Below are 16,052 nucleotides of genomic sequence, written 5' to 3' on the forward strand. Positions count from 1 at the left end.
TAATCCTTAGATTATCTTATACACAATTAAGACAAGATTCTATATTTTAGACTTTACAATTTGTTCTAATAAATATACTGTATATATATACAGTATTATTAAACTATCCTATGAGCATTAAATATCTGGGCAATTCACCGGAAGATGGCCTGCCTCCTCTGAAAATTCCTTACTTCTTAGATAGAGTTCCCGTTGGATGGCCTAGTCCAGCTGATGACTATATTGAACATTCTATTGATCTAAATAAACACTTAATTAAGAATTCAGCTTCAACTTATTTTGTTAGGGTAAGTGGAGATTCTATGATCAATGCCTATATAGGCGATGGAGCTACACTGGTCGTTGATAGAAGTATAGAACCTCAGCATGGAAAAATTATTATAGCTATAGTTGATGGTGCTTTTACATGCAAAAGAATACTCTTTAAACCAACTATTTGCTTAGCATCTGAAAACCCTAAATACCCCCCTATTTACCTTAATACTGAAGAGGAATTAGAGACCGCCGGCACCGTCATTGCTTCGATCAATATTTATTAAATTAATTAATATGTATGCACTCGTTGACTGTAATAGCTTCTATGCTTCTTGTGAAAGAGTATTTAGACCAGACCTGAAGAATAAACCTATAGTAGTTCTATCTAATAATGATGGATGCGTTGTTGCTTTATCTAAAGAAGCAAAAAAACTTGGAATCAAGATGTGCGCTCCTTGGTTTAAAATCCAAGCATATTTTCTTAAAAATGAAGGAATTGCATTCTCATCTAACTATGAGCTTTATGCAGATATTTCGTCTAGAATTATGTGCACACTAAGATATCTAGCTCCAAAGATAGAGGTATATAGCATAGATGAAGCATTCTTAGATCTAACAGGAGTTTCGTCATGTACAGATCTAGGCTCTTTTGGAAAACAATGCCAAGAAACTATTGATCAGTGGATAAATATGCCTGTTCGAGTTGGCATTGGACCAACAAAAACTCTAGCTAAAGCTGCCAGCTATGCCGCGAAGAAATATCCTGCCACAAAGGGAGTGGTTGATTTATCAAAGAAAATCCGTCAGAGAAAATTACTAGCTCTAATGCCTGTCAATGAAGTATGGGGAGTCGGGCATAGATTAAATAAGAAACTGAATATAATGGGAATAAATACTGCCCTTCAATTAGCGGATACTGATCCAAAATTAATTAGGAAAAAATTTAGCATAGTATTAGAGAGAACTTTAATGGAGCTAAGAGGAATGCCTTGTATAAGCATAGAAGACCTGCCTGCAACAAAAAAACAAATTGTGGTAAGTAGAACATTTAGTAAAAAAGTTTCAGATGAGCAGACAATGCATGAAGCAATTAGTGACTATGCATCAAGAGCAGCAGAGAAGCTGCGAAGAGAAAATCAATATTGTATGATGATCTCAGTATTCATAAGAACTAATCCTTTCCAGAAACAGGACTATCAGTATAGAAATAGTATTAACTACCGACTTAATTGTCCTACAAATGATACTAGAGAAATTATCTATATTGCTAAAAATCTAATTTCAAAAATTTATAAAAAAAATATTAACTTCATTAAAGCAGGAATTATGTTGGGAGATTTCTTTGATGAAGGGGTGAGTCAAGGCAATTTATTTACTCCTTGGAAACAACAATATAAAAGTGAACTTCTAATGAATACCGTTGACAAAATAAATACTAATAACAAGGGTAAGATTATATTTGCTGCACAAGGAATAAAAAAATACTGGTCTATGAAAAGAAATCTACACTCACCACGATATACAACTAATTGGAATGATCTACCTATAGTAAATTAATAATTCAAATACCGCTATGGAATCTAAATAAAGAATCTGGTTCAGAAATTAACTTAGCTTCAGCTTCAGAAAATGGCTTTATAGGATCAATCCAATTTTTTCCAAAAAGTTCTACGTACAAACCAATATAAAGATTACTATGCCTTACTTCTGAAGTATAAAGCTTATGATAAAAGTCTTGTAAGTCAGTAGGTAAATAATTATTCAAAGCAAAAAAACGTTCGCTTGATCTTGATTCAATTAAGGCGCAAATCAATAATGAATCTTGAAGCTTTTTTGGCTCAGAAGGTGAAATCAACTGGTATAAACTCTTGGCATAGGGTCCTGCCTTTAAATTTCTATAAGTAAAACCTCGCTTTGTTAGGATCCGGCATACTTTTTCAAAATGCATTAATTCTTCACGAGCTAAACTTGAAAGCTTTTTTGCAAAACCTTTTTCAGGATATCTATTTATTAAAGAAATAGCTGTGGTGGCTGCTTTTTTTTCGCAATGAGCATGATCTAATAAAAGAATTTCTAAATTATTAATTGCTTTATAGATCCAATCTTGAGATGTTTTTGCCAATAAGATCTTATCGTGTAAAGGCTCTTCTTCCATATTAAGAATTAATTCTTGAAGTACCTTGAATAATGAGCTTCGGAAAGAATAAATAACTCTTCCTCGATAACCTTTTTAAGAGAAGAAAGCTCAGCCAAATCATTTTGTATTATCTCAACACCAAACTCCTTAATATCAGGTATTGACTGACTTGCCTGCTTTAAAAGATCAAAAACCCAACAATATGGATCTACTTGATCATAATAATTAATTCTATGAACCTTTAAATTTTCTTTAAGCAATTTTAAGTTAAAGATATAAACCTTAGACCTCATAATCTGAACTTTAAGAGATTCAAGTCTTTTCCAAACTGAGTGTTTTTCAGAATCTGTATATGAATTCCACTTTATAACTTCATGTTGAAAACGTTTACACCCCCTACAGACCTCATCACCAAAGACAGTGGAGCATACACCTATACATGGAGTTTTAATGGGTTTATTCATTTAATAACATGATATATTTAAAGTAATCTAACGCAACTCAAAAAATACAAATATGTTAGAATGCTGTCGCTCTATTTTAAAGAATTAAGTTAATGTTAGAAAAATATAAAACACATTTAGAAGAAAGAAAAAAACTAGGAATTCCTCCTCTACCTTTAGATGAGAACCAAACAGCCTCATTAATTGAGTTAATTGAATCTTCAGATCAAGAAAATGAAGAATATTTATTAAATCTATTGGCAAATGAAGTTCCCGCTGGTGTTGATCAAGCTGCATATGTTAAAGCTGCTTTTCTAACTGATATAGCTCAAGGTAAAACAAAAACTAAATTAGTTAGTAGAATAAAAGCAACTGAACTATTAGGCACAATGCTAGGCGGTTATAATGTTGAACCGTTAATTGGATTATTGTCAGATGACGAAGTTGGCGATGCGGCAACTAAAGCTTTATCGAACACGCTCTTAATTTTTGATGCTTTATATGACTTACTTGAATTGGCAAAAAAAAATAAAAGAGCACAAATGGTCATAGATTCATTCGCAGAAGCTGAATGGTTCACAAATAAACCAGAAGTACCTGAAATAATAACCACGACCATTTTTAAGGTATCTGGAGAAATAAATACAGATGATTTATCACCTGCTCCAGATGCATGGTCAAGACCAGATATCCCTTTACATGCATTAGCTATGCTCAAAAATACAGAGCTAAAAAATCCTTTGGGTTTAATAGATGATTTAAAGAAAAAGGGTCATCCAATAGCCTTCGTAGGAGATGTTGTAGGAACGGGATCATCAAGAAAATCAGCTACTAATTCAGTACTATGGCACATGGGTGATGATATACCTTTTATACCAGGTAAAAGGGAAGGCGGGATCTGTATTGGAGGGAAAATAGCGCCTATATTTTTCAATACTATGGAAGATGCTGGAGCGCTTGCCTTTGAATGTGACGTCTCCAAACTAAAGACTGGAGATGTTATAAACATTCACCCCCATAAAAGAAAAATAACAGATCAAGAGGATAAAGTTATTACAAATTTTGACTATAAATCAAATACTATTTTAGATGCAGTCAGGGCTAAAGGGAGAATTCCTTTAATTATTGGAAGAACATTAACTGACAAAGTAAGAGATAATTTAGATCTACCTCCGACAGATATATTTGAGAGGCCTATTCAGCCTAAAGATAGTGGGAAAGGTTTCACTTTAGCTCAAAAAATGGTGGGTAGTGCTTGCGGTGTAAAAGGAATTAGACCTGGCACTTATTGTGAACCAAGGATGACCACTGTAGGTAGCCAAGATACAACTGGACCTATGACTCGAGATGAATTAAAAGAATTAGCTTGTCTAGGATTTTCGGCTGATCTAGTAATGCAATCTTTTTGCCATACTGCAGCATATCCTAAACCGGTAGACCTTGATACTCATCACTCTCTTCCAGATTTTATCCAAACTAGAGGCGGAGTTGCACTGAGGCCTGGAGATGGAATTATTCATTCCTGGTTAAACAGAATGCTCCTACCTGATACAGTTGGTACTGGGGGTGACTCTCATACTAGATTTCCTATAGGGATAAGTTTTCCTGCTGGATCAGGTTTAGTAGCCTTTGGGTCTGCTCTAGGAGTTATGCCTTTAGATATGCCCGAATCAGTCTTAGTAAGGTTTTCTGGAGAGATGCAGCCAGGAATAACGCTTCGTGACTTAGTGCACGCTATTCCATATGCAGCCCTTCAATCTGGTCATTTGACTCTTGAAAAAGAAAATAAAGTTAATGTATTCTCAGGTAAATGTCTAGAAATAGAAGGTTTGGGTGATCTAAAAGTAGAACAAGCATTTGAATTATCAGATGCTTCGGCTGAAAGATCTGCTTCAGGCTGCACTATAAAGCTAAATCCTGAACCTATAATAGAATACCTAAACTCAAATATTACACTTTTGAGATGGATGATCTCTGAAGGTTATGGAGATGAAAGAACATTAGAGAGAAGAGCTCAAGCCATGGAATCTTGGATAAAAAATCCTACGTTATTAGAGCCAGATAAAGATGCAGAATATTCTGCAATTATTGAGATCAATCTAAATACAATAACTGAACCCCTTCTAGCCTGTCCTAATGACCCAGATGATATTAAAAAACTCTCTGAAGTAGAAAAAATTAAAATTGATGAGATATTTATTGGTTCTTGTATGACCAATATTGGCCATTTTAGAGCAGCTGGAAAACTACTTGAAAATGAAGACTCACTCCCCACTAAGTTATGGATAGCACCTCCTACAAAGATGGATGAGCATCAGCTAACTGAAGAAGGATTTTATAAGATATTTAAAAATAGTGGAGCTCGAACAGAAATGCCCGGTTGCTCTCTTTGTATGGGCAACCAAGCTAGAGTAGAGCCTGAATCTACTGTGATTTCAACATCAACCAGAAACTTTCCAAATAGATTAGGAGATAATGCAAATGTATATTTAGCTTCTGCAGAATTAGCTGCCATTACTTCTACTCTAGGATATATTCCTTCTATGGAAGAATACTCAAATTACATGAATGAAATTAATACAATGACTCAAGATATTTATAGATATCTTAACTTTAATGAAGTGGCCTCGTATCAAAAAGCTGCAAAAGAAGCAATTTTGCCTTCTATTACAGTAGAGACACTATAGCCTGAGAATAACATGACATTTATTGTCGGTGATTCTTGCGTTAAATGTAAACTTACAGACTGTGTAGAAGTTTGTCCCGTAGACTGTTTTTATGAAGGGCCTAATATGTTAGTTATTAATCCAGATGAATGCATAGATTGTGCCTTATGTGAGCCAGAATGCCCTATAGACGCAATATTTTCTGAAGATGAAGTACCTGAAGATCAAATTGTATATATAGAATTGAATGCAGAATTATCCTTGGAATGGCCTAATATAACTGAACAAAAAGACCCCTTAGAAGATTCAGATAAATGGAGAGAAATAAAAAATAAAATTGACCTCATAGAACGCTAAACTTTTCTTACTTTATGCAAAGAAAAAATTAGAACTACTCCGATTGACAACCCAAGAAATATTTCAAAAAAATTAGAAGAGACTATATCAAAAAAGAATTTAATCTCTACTTTCCAGATTAATGGGATACTTAGAAGTACTAAACCAAAGAAAATACCTTCTAAAATAGGTTTTTGGAACTTGTAAGCCTTTCTTAGAAGTCTAACAAATGTAAAAAGTCCAAATAAACATCCACAAAGGAATATTAAAAGAATTAAATAGTCCAGATTTACCAAAGCATTGATCATAAATCCATATAGTCCTAAAATAAGCAATATAAAACTTCCAGAAACACCTGGTAAGATAAATCCGCAAATAGCAATAAATCCTCCAAAGAAAATTACTATAAAGCTTATATTTTCTTGATCCAATGTTGGCAGTAAAAAAACAAATATTACTATTAATAAGGAAATTAAAAAACCTGCTCCAAACTTTTTAGTTATAATCTTTGGCTTAATGGGGTAAAGAAATAAAGAGCAGAATAATAAAGAAGAAAAAATAGATTTAAGAAAATAAGGATAGTTCGAAAGTAAAAATACTATCAATGCAGAAAAAGAAAAAATGCCTAAAAGCATCCCTATTAATAAAATAGAAATAAATTTCCCATCAATATAAGTCCATGCATCCTTAAATTCTCTTTTTGCTAAAAATTTAAAGAAAGAAATATTAAATTTAGAGATCATATTTATAAGATGCTCATATATGCCGAATAATAGAGCAATAGTCCCTCCTGAGACACCTGGTATGATTTCAGCAACGCCTATAAAAAACCCTTTAATAAGAATTAAAAAAGACTTCAATCTAATGTACCTCTAACTAATGGAACAAACGCAACATCATCTAGTTCTTTTATTTTTACTTGATTTTTATTTACTTTCAATATGAGTCTTAATTTTTGTGAGTTAGCATCCTTGACTGGAAGTACCATGCGACCACCTGTTTTTAATTGATTAATAAGTTTTTCAGGTATTTCATCTGAAACGGCTGCTGCAAGAATTGCATCATATATTTCTATTTCTTTGATGGTCTCTAATGCATCTCCGAACCTAGATTCCACATTCCTTATCTTCAGTTCTCTTAGATTATTCCTAGCTTTGATATATAGACCCCTTATTCTTTCTATGCTAACCAATTGATCTGTAAATCTTGATAAAATAGCTGATTGATATCCGCACCCAGTCCCAATTTCTAAAACTTTCTTAAAAGGTTTTTGAGTAAATAAGTCATGGCTAATTAAAGCTTCTGTCATTTTTGCAACAATATAAGGTTGTGAAATTGTTTGCTGAAAGCCAATAGGTAAAGACAAATCTTCATAGGCTCTTGATGCAAGAGCTTCATCAACAAAGAGATGTCTAGGCACATCTCTAATGGCCTCTAAGACTCTTACATCTTTAATTCCTTTTTCAGTTAATCTCTCAACTAGTCTTTTTCTTGTTCTCAAAGAAGTCATTCCTATACCTAATTCCTTTTCTATAGGACTCATTTCTAATATTAGATCTGTAACCAGCTTATTAAATTAGAATCTCCAACATCCAAAAAATTTGGATGAACTGGAGTTACAGAAACATATCCCTTTGATAAAGTTTCTATATCTGTATTTGAATGATTATTAGAATGCTTATCTCTATGAGTTATCCAAAACCTTTTTTCTCCTGATTTTTTTACTTCAATAGAGGGTGGATTTCTAGGACCCCAAGATCCTAAAACAGTATTCTTAATACCTTTCAAATCTTTAAAAGCAAGATTAGGAACATTTACATTTAAAGTTACTGATGGGTTTATAGACAAACTATTAATATTCTTAATAAGCTTCTTAGCAATTAAGGCTGCTGAAAGAAAATTTGGTAACATTTTCTGGTCTAGTTCCTTTTTATATGCCGAAGAAAATGCAATACACGGGAGTCGAGTATTCCTTCCCTCCATAGCAGCTCCTAAAGTTCCAGAATAAAGTAAATCTTCACCCATATTAGCGCCAGCATTAATACCAGATACCACAAGATCAGGTTCAAAAGGACATAAGCCATTTAATCCAAGAAAAACACAATCCGCAGGAGTACCATTAACAGACAGAAAATTTTCTTTAAAATCTTGAGTCTTTAGAGGTCTTTTTGTAGTAATAGAACTGCCTGCTCCACTCTGGTTTTTATCAGGAGCGATTACAAAGACATTTGCAATACCCTTTAATGCATCATAAAGGTACTGAAGTCCTTTAGCTTCAACTCCATCATCATTTGAAATAAGTATTTTTAGCAATTTTTATTAATCAAGGAAGTTTGGATAGTAAAACTACAGTATGACATGATATTCCTAAAGACTCACCTTCAGGCCCTAATCCATCGGTTGTTGTTGCTTTGCAACTTAGTTGCTCAATATCTATATTCAACTTTTCTGATAAATTTTTTCTAATTGATAAAAGGTGTGTACTCATCTTTGGCTCTTCTAGAATTAAAGTAACGTCTATGTTTTCAATAGAAAAACCTCTGTCTAAAACCATGTTTGCTACTTTATCTAAAATTAGACTACTAGATATGTCGCGAATCTTGGGGTCATTAGATGGAAAATATTGCCCTATATCTCCCATAGCCAAAGCACCCAATAATGCATCTGCTAATGCATGAATAATAATATCACCATCAGAATATGCTTCGATAGAATACTTGGAAGGGATAAAAATACCTCCTAATGTCATGCCTTTTCCAGGTACTATTTTATGAACATCAAATCCGTGCCCAATTCTCATATTAAATTATTGATTCATTAAAGTTATACAAGATTTAGCTAAAATTAAATCTTCCTCAACGGTTATCTTGATATTAGTTGCCGAACCCTCTAAAACTCTAACCAAACCACCTGATTGTTCCACTAAACTTGATTCATCAGTATATATATCATTAGAGGTATTATAAAACTTTGCAGCTTTAAAAAGAGCTTCTTTAGAAAATATCTGCGGGGTTAATGCAGACCATAAAACATCTCTGTCTAAAGTTCTTTTAATGACGCCATCTTCTTCTGTAAGTTTTATAGTGTCTGTACTACGTTTTGCAAGTATTAAGCCTTCTGCAGAATTTTTATTTTTTAAATCAGCAAAGTGTTTCAATAAATTTTTTAAATCAAAAATTTTTAAACAAGGTCTAACGGCGTCATGTATTAGGATATTTGAAAAATGTAATTCACTCTCGAGCCAAAAATTAATTCCATTTATAGAAGAATCTATGCGAGATTTACCTCCTTCAATAAATCTAACCTTTTCATTGTTTACAAGATCTAATTCTTTCCATAAATTATCCTTTGTATTTACCATAACTGCTATTCCTAAACAATTTTTAATCTGCAGTAAAGGAGAGATGCTTCTTTCTAGTATGGTCCTTCCTTCCAACTCTAGATATTGTTTTGGTTTAACAGTGCCTAATCTTTTTCCCTGACCAGCTGCAGGAATTACTGCTACAAAAGAATCATCTTGAATCACAAATTAATCAGTTAATTACTCTTCATCTTCAGAAAAGGAATAGAAAACTTCGTCTGGCTTTATTAGACCTAATTCTCTTCTAGCCAAACCTTCTATCGCTTCTTTTCCTGCGCCTAACCTTAACTTATCTTGAGTTAGCTCTTCATTAACTAAAAATAATTCTTTATTCTCAGATTCTAAAATTTTAATTTCAGTTTGCATTGCTTGCAATTTAAAGTAGTTAGCATTACCAAACCATATTGAATATTGCAGATATAAAATAAAGATCAATAAAATAGAAATTACCATTAATAAATATTTATTTTTATAAATATAGTTAAACATTATTCCTTAATGACAGCCTGCAAAGATGAAATCTTCATCATGCTCTATAGTTAATAATCTATTGTATTTAGAAACTCTTTCTGACCTTGATGGAGCACCAGTTTTAATTTGACCCACTCCTGTTCCAACAGATAAGTCGGCTATTAATGAATCTTCTGTTTCTCCCGATCTATGAGAGATTACAGATTTATAATTATTGTCAGAAGCCAATTTAATAGTTTCTAATGTTTCTGTAATTGACCCTATTTGATTAACTTTTATAAGAATTGAGTTAGCTGCTCCCATATCTATACCTTTTCTTAAAATTGCCGAGTTAGTAACAAATAGATCATCTCCAACTAACTGTATTTTATCACCAAGACTAGAAGTAATTTCTTTCCACCCATCCCAATCGTTTTCATCTAAACCGTCTTCAATAGAAGAAATAGGATATTTATCAACTAGTGTTTCTAAATAATTTATTAGCTCAGAAGAAGAAAAAGTTTCTTCCATGCCTTCCAAAACATAATTCGAATTCTTAAAAAATTCAGAAGAAGCCACATCTAGAGTTATAGCGATATCTTTTTGTGGTAAATAACCAGCTCCTTCTATAGCGCCTACAATCAGATCTAAAGCATCTTCGGCAGAATTTAAATTCGGAGCAAAACCTCCTTCATCTCCTACTGAAATACTTAATTTTTTCTTCTTCAAGCTTGATTTTAATTGATGAAATATTTCTATCCCAGCCCTTAAAGATTCTGCAAAGGTTTTAAAACCTAATGGCTGAACCATAAATTCTTGAAAATCTATTGGATTATCTGCATGGGCTCCTCCATTCAAAATATTAAGCATCGGAATGGGGAGGTTCATCTGTGGAGCTTTGTCATTAATAGATTTATAAATATTATTAAAGTGTTTATATAATGGCACATTTAAACTATTTGCTGCTGCCCTTGCGCAAGCCATAGAAACGCCTAAAATTGAATTAGCACCAAAATTAGATTTATTATCTGTACCGTCCTCTGTGCACATTAAAGAATCTATTTTATATAAATCATATGCATCCATACCTGACAATATTGAATTAATATCAGAACTAATTACTTCAAGTGCTCCCAAGACTCCTTTACCTAAATATCTTGACTCATCTCCATCCCTTTTTTCATGCGCTTCATGCATCCCTGTAGACGCGCCTGAAGGCACCATAGAAAAACCGGAAGAACCATCAGATAAAAATACTTTTACAGCAACAGTCGGATTTGCTCTTGAATCTATTAACTCATAAGCCTGGATTAACTGTATTCTTACTTTGGACATATTTTTATTAAATTTTCATAACAGGTAGGCCTTTAACTACTGAATCTATAGCCATAATCTGTTTTAAAAAAGGTTTTAATAACTCTAACGGTAAAGCAGAGGGTCCATCACATAAAGCTTGCTCAGGATTTGGATGGAGTTCCAAAAATAAACCAGCTAACCCAATAGACATTGCTGCTTTAGCTAAATCCAGAGCCGAACTTGCCCTCCCCCCTGATTTACCTCCTAAACTTCCAGGTTGTTGAAGTGAATGAGTGACGTCAAAAATTACAGGATATTCAAATTTTTTTAATGTAGAGATACCAATCATGTCTACAATGAGGTTATTGTATCCAAAGGAAGTTCCTCTCTCGCAAATTAATAACTTATCATTTTGAAAAGATGTAAACTTATTAATAATATTCTGAAAATCAAGAGGGGATAAGAATTGTCCTTTTTTTATATTAACAGGAAGACCTGTTTCAGCTGCAGATTTAATCAAATCTGTTTGTCTGCACAGGAAAGCTGGAATCTGTATTATATCAAGTACATCTTTTGCCACTTGAACTTCTCCCACAGTATGGACGTCAGATATAATTGGTACAGAATATTTATCCTTGATATCACTTAATATTTTTAAACCTTCTTCTAATCCTGGGCCACGAAAAGATTCTAGTGAAGATCTATTGGCTTTATCATACGAAGCCTTAAATACAAATGGTATACCCAATTCTCTCGTTACTGACACACAGTGATCTACAACCTGATCTGCTATAGATTCTGATTCCAAAACATTAAGCCCCGCAATAAGTGTAAAGGGTTTGTCATTACTTACTTTATTTTGTCCTATAATTATATTTTTCAATTTATCTTCTTTTTTTAAATAATTTTGCGGCTTTTACAAAACCAGAAAAAAGAGGATGCCCTTCCCTCGGGTTTGAAGTAAATTCAGGATGAAACTGGCATCCAATAAACCATGGATGATCATTACGCTCTATTACCTCAACTAAGTTCTTACTTTCAGATCTTCCTACAAATTCTATCCCAGTTAATTGTAACTTATCAATATAGTTATTATTGATTTCATATCTATGCCTATGTCTTTCTTTTATTATGTTTTGGCCATAAAGATTTTTAGTTTTGGATTTATTAGTCAATAAACATTCCTGAGAACCTAAACGCATAGTTCCGCCTAAATCTGAATGCTCATCTCTTTTTTCCACACTTCCATCTATATTTTCCCATTCATGAATTAATCCAACAACTGGATGAAGGGTATCAGAGTTAAATTCAGTGCTGTCAGCATCTTTTAAATTAGCTATATTCCTTGCAGATTCAATTACCGCTATTTGCATACCTAAACAGATACCTAAATAAGGCACTTTATTAACTCTTGCATATTTTGCAGCTGAAATCATACCCTCTATACCTCTTTCCCCAAAACCTCCTGGAACTAAAATAGCGTCTGCATCCTTCAAAATATGTCTTACATTTTTAGCATCTAAATATTCAGAATCAACATAATTTATTTTAACTGTTAAGCCTTTTTGGATACCTGCATGAATTAAAGCTTCATTTAAAGATTTATAGGCATCTACAAAATCTGTGTATTTACCTACCATAGCTATTTCAATAGACCCTGATAAGTTTTCTTCGGCTTCTACAACGCCTTTCCAATCTCCTAATTTTGGCGACTTACAGTTAACATTAAGTTTATTGACAACAATTTTATCAACTTTTTGTTCATTAAGAAGCATGGGTATCTTGTAGATACTATTAACATCAGGCATAGAAATTACGCTCTCCTTAGATACATTTGTAAACAAAGCAATTTTTTGCCTAGCTTCGTCGGATAATTTATCTTCAGATCTGCAAATTAATATATCTGGTTGCAAACCATGGGAAAGCATTTCTTTTACTGAATGTTGGGTAGGTTTTGTTTTAATCTCTCCAGCTGCTGAAATAAAAGGAACAAGTGTTAAGTGCATAAAAAGAGTATTTTCAGCTCCAAGATTCAGCTTCATTTGTCTTATAGCTTCTAAAAAAGGTTGCGATTCTATATCTCCTACAGTTCCTCCAATCTCAACTATTGCTACTTGAGACTCTTTAGATCCGTGGATTATTCGTCTCTGAATCTCATCCGTGATGTGAGGGATAACTTGGACCGTACCACCGAGATAATCCCCCTTTCTTTCTTTTCTTAAAACCGTTTCATATACTTGACCAGTTGTAAAATTATTATTCTTGGTCATCTTAGATTTTATAAAACGTTCATAGTGGCCAAGATCAAGATCAGTCTCTGAACCATCTTCAGTTACAAATACTTCACCATGCTGGAAAGGACTCATAGTGCCGGGATCAAGATTTATATAAGGATCAAGTTTTAATATAGTTACTTTGATTCCTCTACTTTCTAAAAGTGCCCCTAAGGATGCTGCTGCTATACCTTTACCTAAAGAAGAGACTACCCCCCCAGTAACGAAAATATAACTTGTCTTTTGAATTGCCATCTTTATTAACCTTAAAAAAGAAAATAAGATTTCTTTTGTTTAAGATGGGTAATTAGAATAACAGGAGTTGCTTATATGAACAATAAAAAAAATTAAGCAGACTTATCAAGTGGTTTTTCTAATTCGGCCCACTCTATCTCTCCATCATTCTTTTCGTGCTCAAACTCTAAGACACCTAATTTGTCATAAAGAGGTCTTACGTTGTCAGTTAATAGACCAATTCTAGATAAATTCGGAATAACTCTTGAAAAAAGTAACTGCTGAAAATGAGCTCCAAAGCCGTTATTGTTAGAAAAATCTCTTGCTTCATCTTCATCCCATCCATAATATCTGAATACATCAGTAGGAAATAATCTCTCTTTACTTATAACGCAAGCTTCGTAAGCAAACATGGCTCTCTCTTCCTTTTCTTTCATTGTTAGCGTCTTTAAAAATTCTTCTAAATAATTTACTCCAAAGGTTACATGACGCGCTTCATCTCTTATTACAAAATATAAAATATCTTGTAGCACTGGATCAGGGGTTACTTGTCTAGCAGTATTAAAAGCCGCTAAGGCAAGACCTTCTATAATAATCTGCATTCCAATTAGTTTGAGATCCCATCTCTCATCTTTCAGGATCTTATCTAATAAACTTTTAAGGCCAAGGCCAACAGGATACATAATCTTTGATCTTTGAGTTATATATCTATTAAAAACTTCTACATGTCTTGCTTCATCAAAAGTTTGAGATGCTGCATAAAGTTTAGCTTGATAAGTTGGTGCACAAGAAACAAGCTGAGATGCTACTAAGAGAGCACCTTGCTCACCATGAAGAAACTGACTAAATTGACTTGCCCCTCTATGTCTTAAGAATTCTAACTTTTCTTCTTTTCTTAAAGATGCATAAGGTGGATAGTTATCCCAGAAAATCTCTGGAACATCTTTCATTTCCTGGAAAGGTCTGTCCCAATCAATATCTATACTTGTATTCCAATTTAATTTCTTACCTAGTTCATAGAGTTTAGAAATCCTATCATCTTGCATTCTATAATCCCAATTATAAGAACCCATCAATGGAGTTTTAAATATTTCTGCAATATCAACTATATCGTCTTCCGTTAAAGACTTTTCTTGTTCATCTTTGAAATCTTTGACCTTTCTAGAACTTTCTTTTACGTAGTTTATTTTCATTAATCTAATTTCCTTATTCAGAATCTAAATTATTTATAGGAGGAGACTGATCCCTAGAAAGATTCTCAAATCTTGCCGTTTCATTCCTAAATGCTAAATAAGTAGCTTTTGTTGGTCCATTCCTTTGCTTTGCTATATTTACCTCTGCTTTTCCTTTACTATCAAGATCAGTCTTATCATAATATTCGTGTCTATAAAGCATTGCTATTACATCAGCATCTTGCTCTATAGCACCTGAATCTCTTAGATCAGCTAAAATTGGTCTTTTATTAGGTCTCTGCTCTACAGCACGGTTAAGTTGTGATAAAGCTATTACAGGAACATCTAATTCTTTCGCTAAGGCTTTAAGTGATCTAGAAATTTCACTTATTTCGGCTACTCTATTGTCTCTACTACCAGCCACTTGCATTAATTGAAGATAATCTACAACAATTAAACATAAATCTTTTGATTCTCTTTTTACTCTTCTAGCTCTAGCTCTTAATTCGGATGGTGTTAAAGCAGCAGTATCATCTAATAATATTTTCTTTTGACTTAGAATAGATAGAGCTTTATCTATCCCCTGCCAATCTTCATCTTTTAGCTTTCCTCTCATTAAATTTTGTAAATCAATCTTAGATATACTGGAAATTAACCTCCTAACTACTTGCTCTGAAGACATTTCCATACTGAAGAGTAAAACAGTTTGATCTGTGCTTCTAGCTACATTTTCAGCTATATTAAAGGCAAAAGCTGTTTTCCCCATTGAAGGTCTCCCAGCTATTACTATTAAATCTTGTTTTTGAAATCCAAGAGTTAGCTCATCTATTTCTGTAAAGCCACTGCTAATACCTACTAAAGAGCTTCCACTCTCCTGCGCCTTTTGAATAGAAGAATATACAGGACCTAATAAATCTGAAACTACTTTCGGTCCATCACTTCTATTAACATCATCTCTGAGTCCTAATATCTTCTCTTCAGCTTCATCTATTACAAAATCACTACTAGAAGCATCTGAAACCTTAGCTACATCAGAAATTTCATCTGCTATCGAAATTAATCGCCTTAAATTTGCTCTTTGTTTGATGATTTGAGCATAGCTTTCTATATTTGCAACACTTGGTGTTTCTTTAGCTAACTGAGTAAGATAATTTTTTCCCCCTACATTTATTAACTGACTTAGATGCCCACTTGCTTCTATCATCTCTTGAACAGTTATTACGTCAACTGGTTTTCCTGTATCTTGAAGATCTTTTATAGTTCTGTATATTAATTGATGCTCAGGATTATAAAAATCTCCTTCTATAACTAACCCTGCTATCACATCCCAAGCTTCATTTTTTAGCATTATACCGCCGAGGACCGCTCTTTCTGCTTCAAGAGAAAAGGGTAACTCAGTATTTCTAGAAGATTGCATTATATTTTTTAA

The 16,052-nt window shown here is 33.3% G+C and carries 17 protein-coding genes; 4 read left to right on the forward strand and 13 right to left on the reverse strand.

What is annotated here, in order from left to right; all coding sequences use genetic code 11:
- Positions 1-110: 110 nt before the first annotated feature.
- Together umuD and umuC are read left to right on the forward strand one after the other, a co-directional pair.
- The gene (umuD, locus tag P8J93_04535; protein ID MDG2061067.1) at positions 111-539 is read left to right on the forward strand and encodes a translesion error-prone DNA polymerase V autoproteolytic subunit; all 429 of its coding nucleotides are present in this window, start codon (positions 111-113) and stop codon (positions 537-539) included.
- Between the two features lie 10 nt (positions 540-549).
- Positions 550-1,812: a translesion error-prone DNA polymerase V subunit UmuC gene (umuC, locus tag P8J93_04540; protein MDG2061068.1), complete on the forward strand. Its 1,263-nt coding sequence runs from the start codon at positions 550-552 to the stop codon at positions 1,810-1,812.
- A gap of 4 nt (positions 1,813-1,816) precedes the next feature.
- Here umuC and miaE read toward each other — a convergent pair whose 3' ends face one another.
- Positions 1,817-2,410: a tRNA isopentenyl-2-thiomethyl-A-37 hydroxylase MiaE gene (miaE, locus tag P8J93_04545; protein MDG2061069.1), complete on the reverse strand. Its 594-nt coding sequence runs from the start codon at positions 2,408-2,410 to the stop codon at positions 1,817-1,819.
- An 8-nt stretch (positions 2,411-2,418) separates the two neighbouring features.
- Positions 2,419-2,856, reverse strand: coding sequence for a DUF1289 domain-containing protein (locus P8J93_04550; GenBank protein MDG2061070.1), 438 nt, complete (start codon positions 2,854-2,856; stop codon positions 2,419-2,421).
- Positions 2,857-2,948: 92 nt separating this feature from the next.
- Here P8J93_04550 and acnB point away from each other — a divergent pair, with 92 nt between their 5' ends.
- Together acnB and P8J93_04560 are read left to right on the forward strand one after the other, a co-directional pair.
- Complete coding sequence (gene acnB, locus P8J93_04555) at positions 2,949-5,522, forward strand: bifunctional aconitate hydratase 2/2-methylisocitrate dehydratase (GenBank protein ID MDG2061071.1); 2,574 nt, start codon at positions 2,949-2,951, stop codon at positions 5,520-5,522.
- A gap of 12 nt (positions 5,523-5,534) precedes the next feature.
- The gene (locus P8J93_04560; protein ID MDG2061072.1) at positions 5,535-5,858 is read left to right on the forward strand and encodes a ferredoxin family protein; all 324 of its coding nucleotides are present in this window, start codon (positions 5,535-5,537) and stop codon (positions 5,856-5,858) included.
- On the opposite strand, the gene P8J93_04565 is transcribed toward P8J93_04560, so the two are convergent.
- The 11 genes from P8J93_04565 to dnaB all read right to left on the reverse strand — a co-directional run bounded on the left by P8J93_04565 (position 5,855) and on the right by dnaB (position 16,040).
- A complete protein-coding gene (locus P8J93_04565; protein ID MDG2061073.1) occupies positions 5,855-6,697 on the reverse strand; it encodes a DUF368 domain-containing protein in 843 nt (280 codons plus the stop codon). The genes P8J93_04560 and P8J93_04565 overlap by 4 nt on opposite strands.
- Positions 6,694-7,380, reverse strand: coding sequence for a protein-L-isoaspartate(D-aspartate) O-methyltransferase (locus P8J93_04570; protein MDG2061074.1), 687 nt, complete (start codon positions 7,378-7,380; stop codon positions 6,694-6,696). The genes P8J93_04565 and P8J93_04570 overlap by 4 nt, the downstream gene beginning before the upstream one ends.
- Before the next feature lie 8 nt (positions 7,381-7,388).
- Entirely contained in the window at positions 7,389-8,150 is a 762-nt protein-coding gene (gene surE, locus P8J93_04575; protein MDG2061075.1) for a 5'/3'-nucleotidase SurE, read from the reverse strand.
- Positions 8,151-8,160: 10 nt separating this feature from the next.
- Entirely contained in the window at positions 8,161-8,637 is a 477-nt protein-coding gene (gene ispF, locus P8J93_04580) for a 2-C-methyl-D-erythritol 2,4-cyclodiphosphate synthase (protein MDG2061076.1), read from the reverse strand.
- A 6-nt stretch (positions 8,638-8,643) separates the two neighbouring features.
- Positions 8,644-9,363 carry a 2-C-methyl-D-erythritol 4-phosphate cytidylyltransferase gene (ispD, locus tag P8J93_04585; GenBank protein MDG2061077.1) on the reverse strand — a complete coding sequence of 240 codons (720 nt, stop codon included), beginning with the start codon at positions 9,361-9,363 and terminating at the stop codon, positions 8,644-8,646.
- Between the two features lie 15 nt (positions 9,364-9,378).
- Complete coding sequence (locus P8J93_04590; protein ID MDG2061078.1) at positions 9,379-9,687, reverse strand: septum formation initiator family protein; 309 nt, start codon at positions 9,685-9,687, stop codon at positions 9,379-9,381.
- A gap of 6 nt (positions 9,688-9,693) precedes the next feature.
- Positions 9,694-10,983 (reverse strand): phosphopyruvate hydratase, encoded by a 1,290-nt coding sequence (gene eno / locus P8J93_04595; GenBank protein ID MDG2061079.1) that lies wholly within the window; start codon positions 10,981-10,983, stop codon positions 9,694-9,696.
- Between the two features lie 7 nt (positions 10,984-10,990).
- Complete coding sequence (gene kdsA / locus P8J93_04600) at positions 10,991-11,827, reverse strand: 3-deoxy-8-phosphooctulonate synthase (GenBank protein ID MDG2061080.1); 837 nt, start codon at positions 11,825-11,827, stop codon at positions 10,991-10,993.
- Position 11,828: 1 nt separating this feature from the next.
- Entirely contained in the window at positions 11,829-13,472 is a 1,644-nt protein-coding gene (locus P8J93_04605) for a CTP synthase (GenBank protein ID MDG2061081.1), read from the reverse strand.
- 92 nt (positions 13,473-13,564) lie between these two features.
- Entirely contained in the window at positions 13,565-14,644 is a 1,080-nt protein-coding gene (locus P8J93_04610) for a diiron oxygenase (GenBank protein MDG2061082.1), read from the reverse strand.
- A gap of 13 nt (positions 14,645-14,657) precedes the next feature.
- A complete protein-coding gene (gene dnaB / locus P8J93_04615; GenBank protein MDG2061083.1) occupies positions 14,658-16,040 on the reverse strand; it encodes a replicative DNA helicase in 1,383 nt (460 codons plus the stop codon).
- Positions 16,041-16,052: the final 12 nt, after the last annotated feature.

The organism is SAR86 cluster bacterium, assembly GCA_029268615.1.
Classification (GTDB): Bacteria; Pseudomonadota; Gammaproteobacteria; order Magnimaribacterales; family Magnimaribacteraceae; genus JAQWNM01.

What these genes read in the sequence shown, in the direction of transcription:
- umuD (MDG2061067.1), top strand. Translation starts at nt 111, where the DNA reads ATGAGCATTAAATATCTGGGCAATTCACCGGAAGATGGCCTGCCTCCT.
- umuC (MDG2061068.1), top strand. Translation starts at nt 550, where the DNA reads ATGTATGCACTCGTTGACTGTAATAGCTTCTATGCTTCTTGTGAAAGA.
- miaE (MDG2061069.1), bottom strand. Translation starts at nt 2,410, where the DNA reads ATGGAAGAAGAGCCTTTACACGATAAGATCTTATTGGCAAAAACATCT.
- P8J93_04550 (MDG2061070.1), bottom strand. Translation starts at nt 2,856, where the DNA reads ATGAATAAACCCATTAAAACTCCATGTATAGGTGTATGCTCCACTGTC.
- acnB (MDG2061071.1), top strand. Translation starts at nt 2,949, where the DNA reads ATGTTAGAAAAATATAAAACACATTTAGAAGAAAGAAAAAAACTAGGA.
- P8J93_04560 (MDG2061072.1), top strand. Translation starts at nt 5,535, where the DNA reads ATGACATTTATTGTCGGTGATTCTTGCGTTAAATGTAAACTTACAGAC.
- P8J93_04570 (MDG2061074.1), bottom strand. Translation starts at nt 7,380, where the DNA reads ATGAGTCCTATAGAAAAGGAATTAGGTATAGGAATGACTTCTTTGAGA.
- ispF (MDG2061076.1), bottom strand. Translation starts at nt 8,637, where the DNA reads ATGAGAATTGGGCACGGATTTGATGTTCATAAAATAGTACCTGGAAAA.
- P8J93_04590 (MDG2061078.1), bottom strand. Translation starts at nt 9,687, where the DNA reads ATGTTTAACTATATTTATAAAAATAAATATTTATTAATGGTAATTTCT.
- eno (MDG2061079.1), bottom strand. Translation starts at nt 10,983, where the DNA reads ATGTCCAAAGTAAGAATACAGTTAATCCAGGCTTATGAGTTAATAGAT.
- P8J93_04605 (MDG2061081.1), bottom strand. Translation starts at nt 13,472, where the DNA reads ATGGCAATTCAAAAGACAAGTTATATTTTCGTTACTGGGGGGGTAGTC.
- P8J93_04610 (MDG2061082.1), bottom strand. Translation starts at nt 14,644, where the DNA reads ATGAAAATAAACTACGTAAAAGAAAGTTCTAGAAAGGTCAAAGATTTC.
- dnaB (MDG2061083.1), bottom strand. Translation starts at nt 16,040, where the DNA reads ATGCAATCTTCTAGAAATACTGAGTTACCCTTTTCTCTTGAAGCAGAA.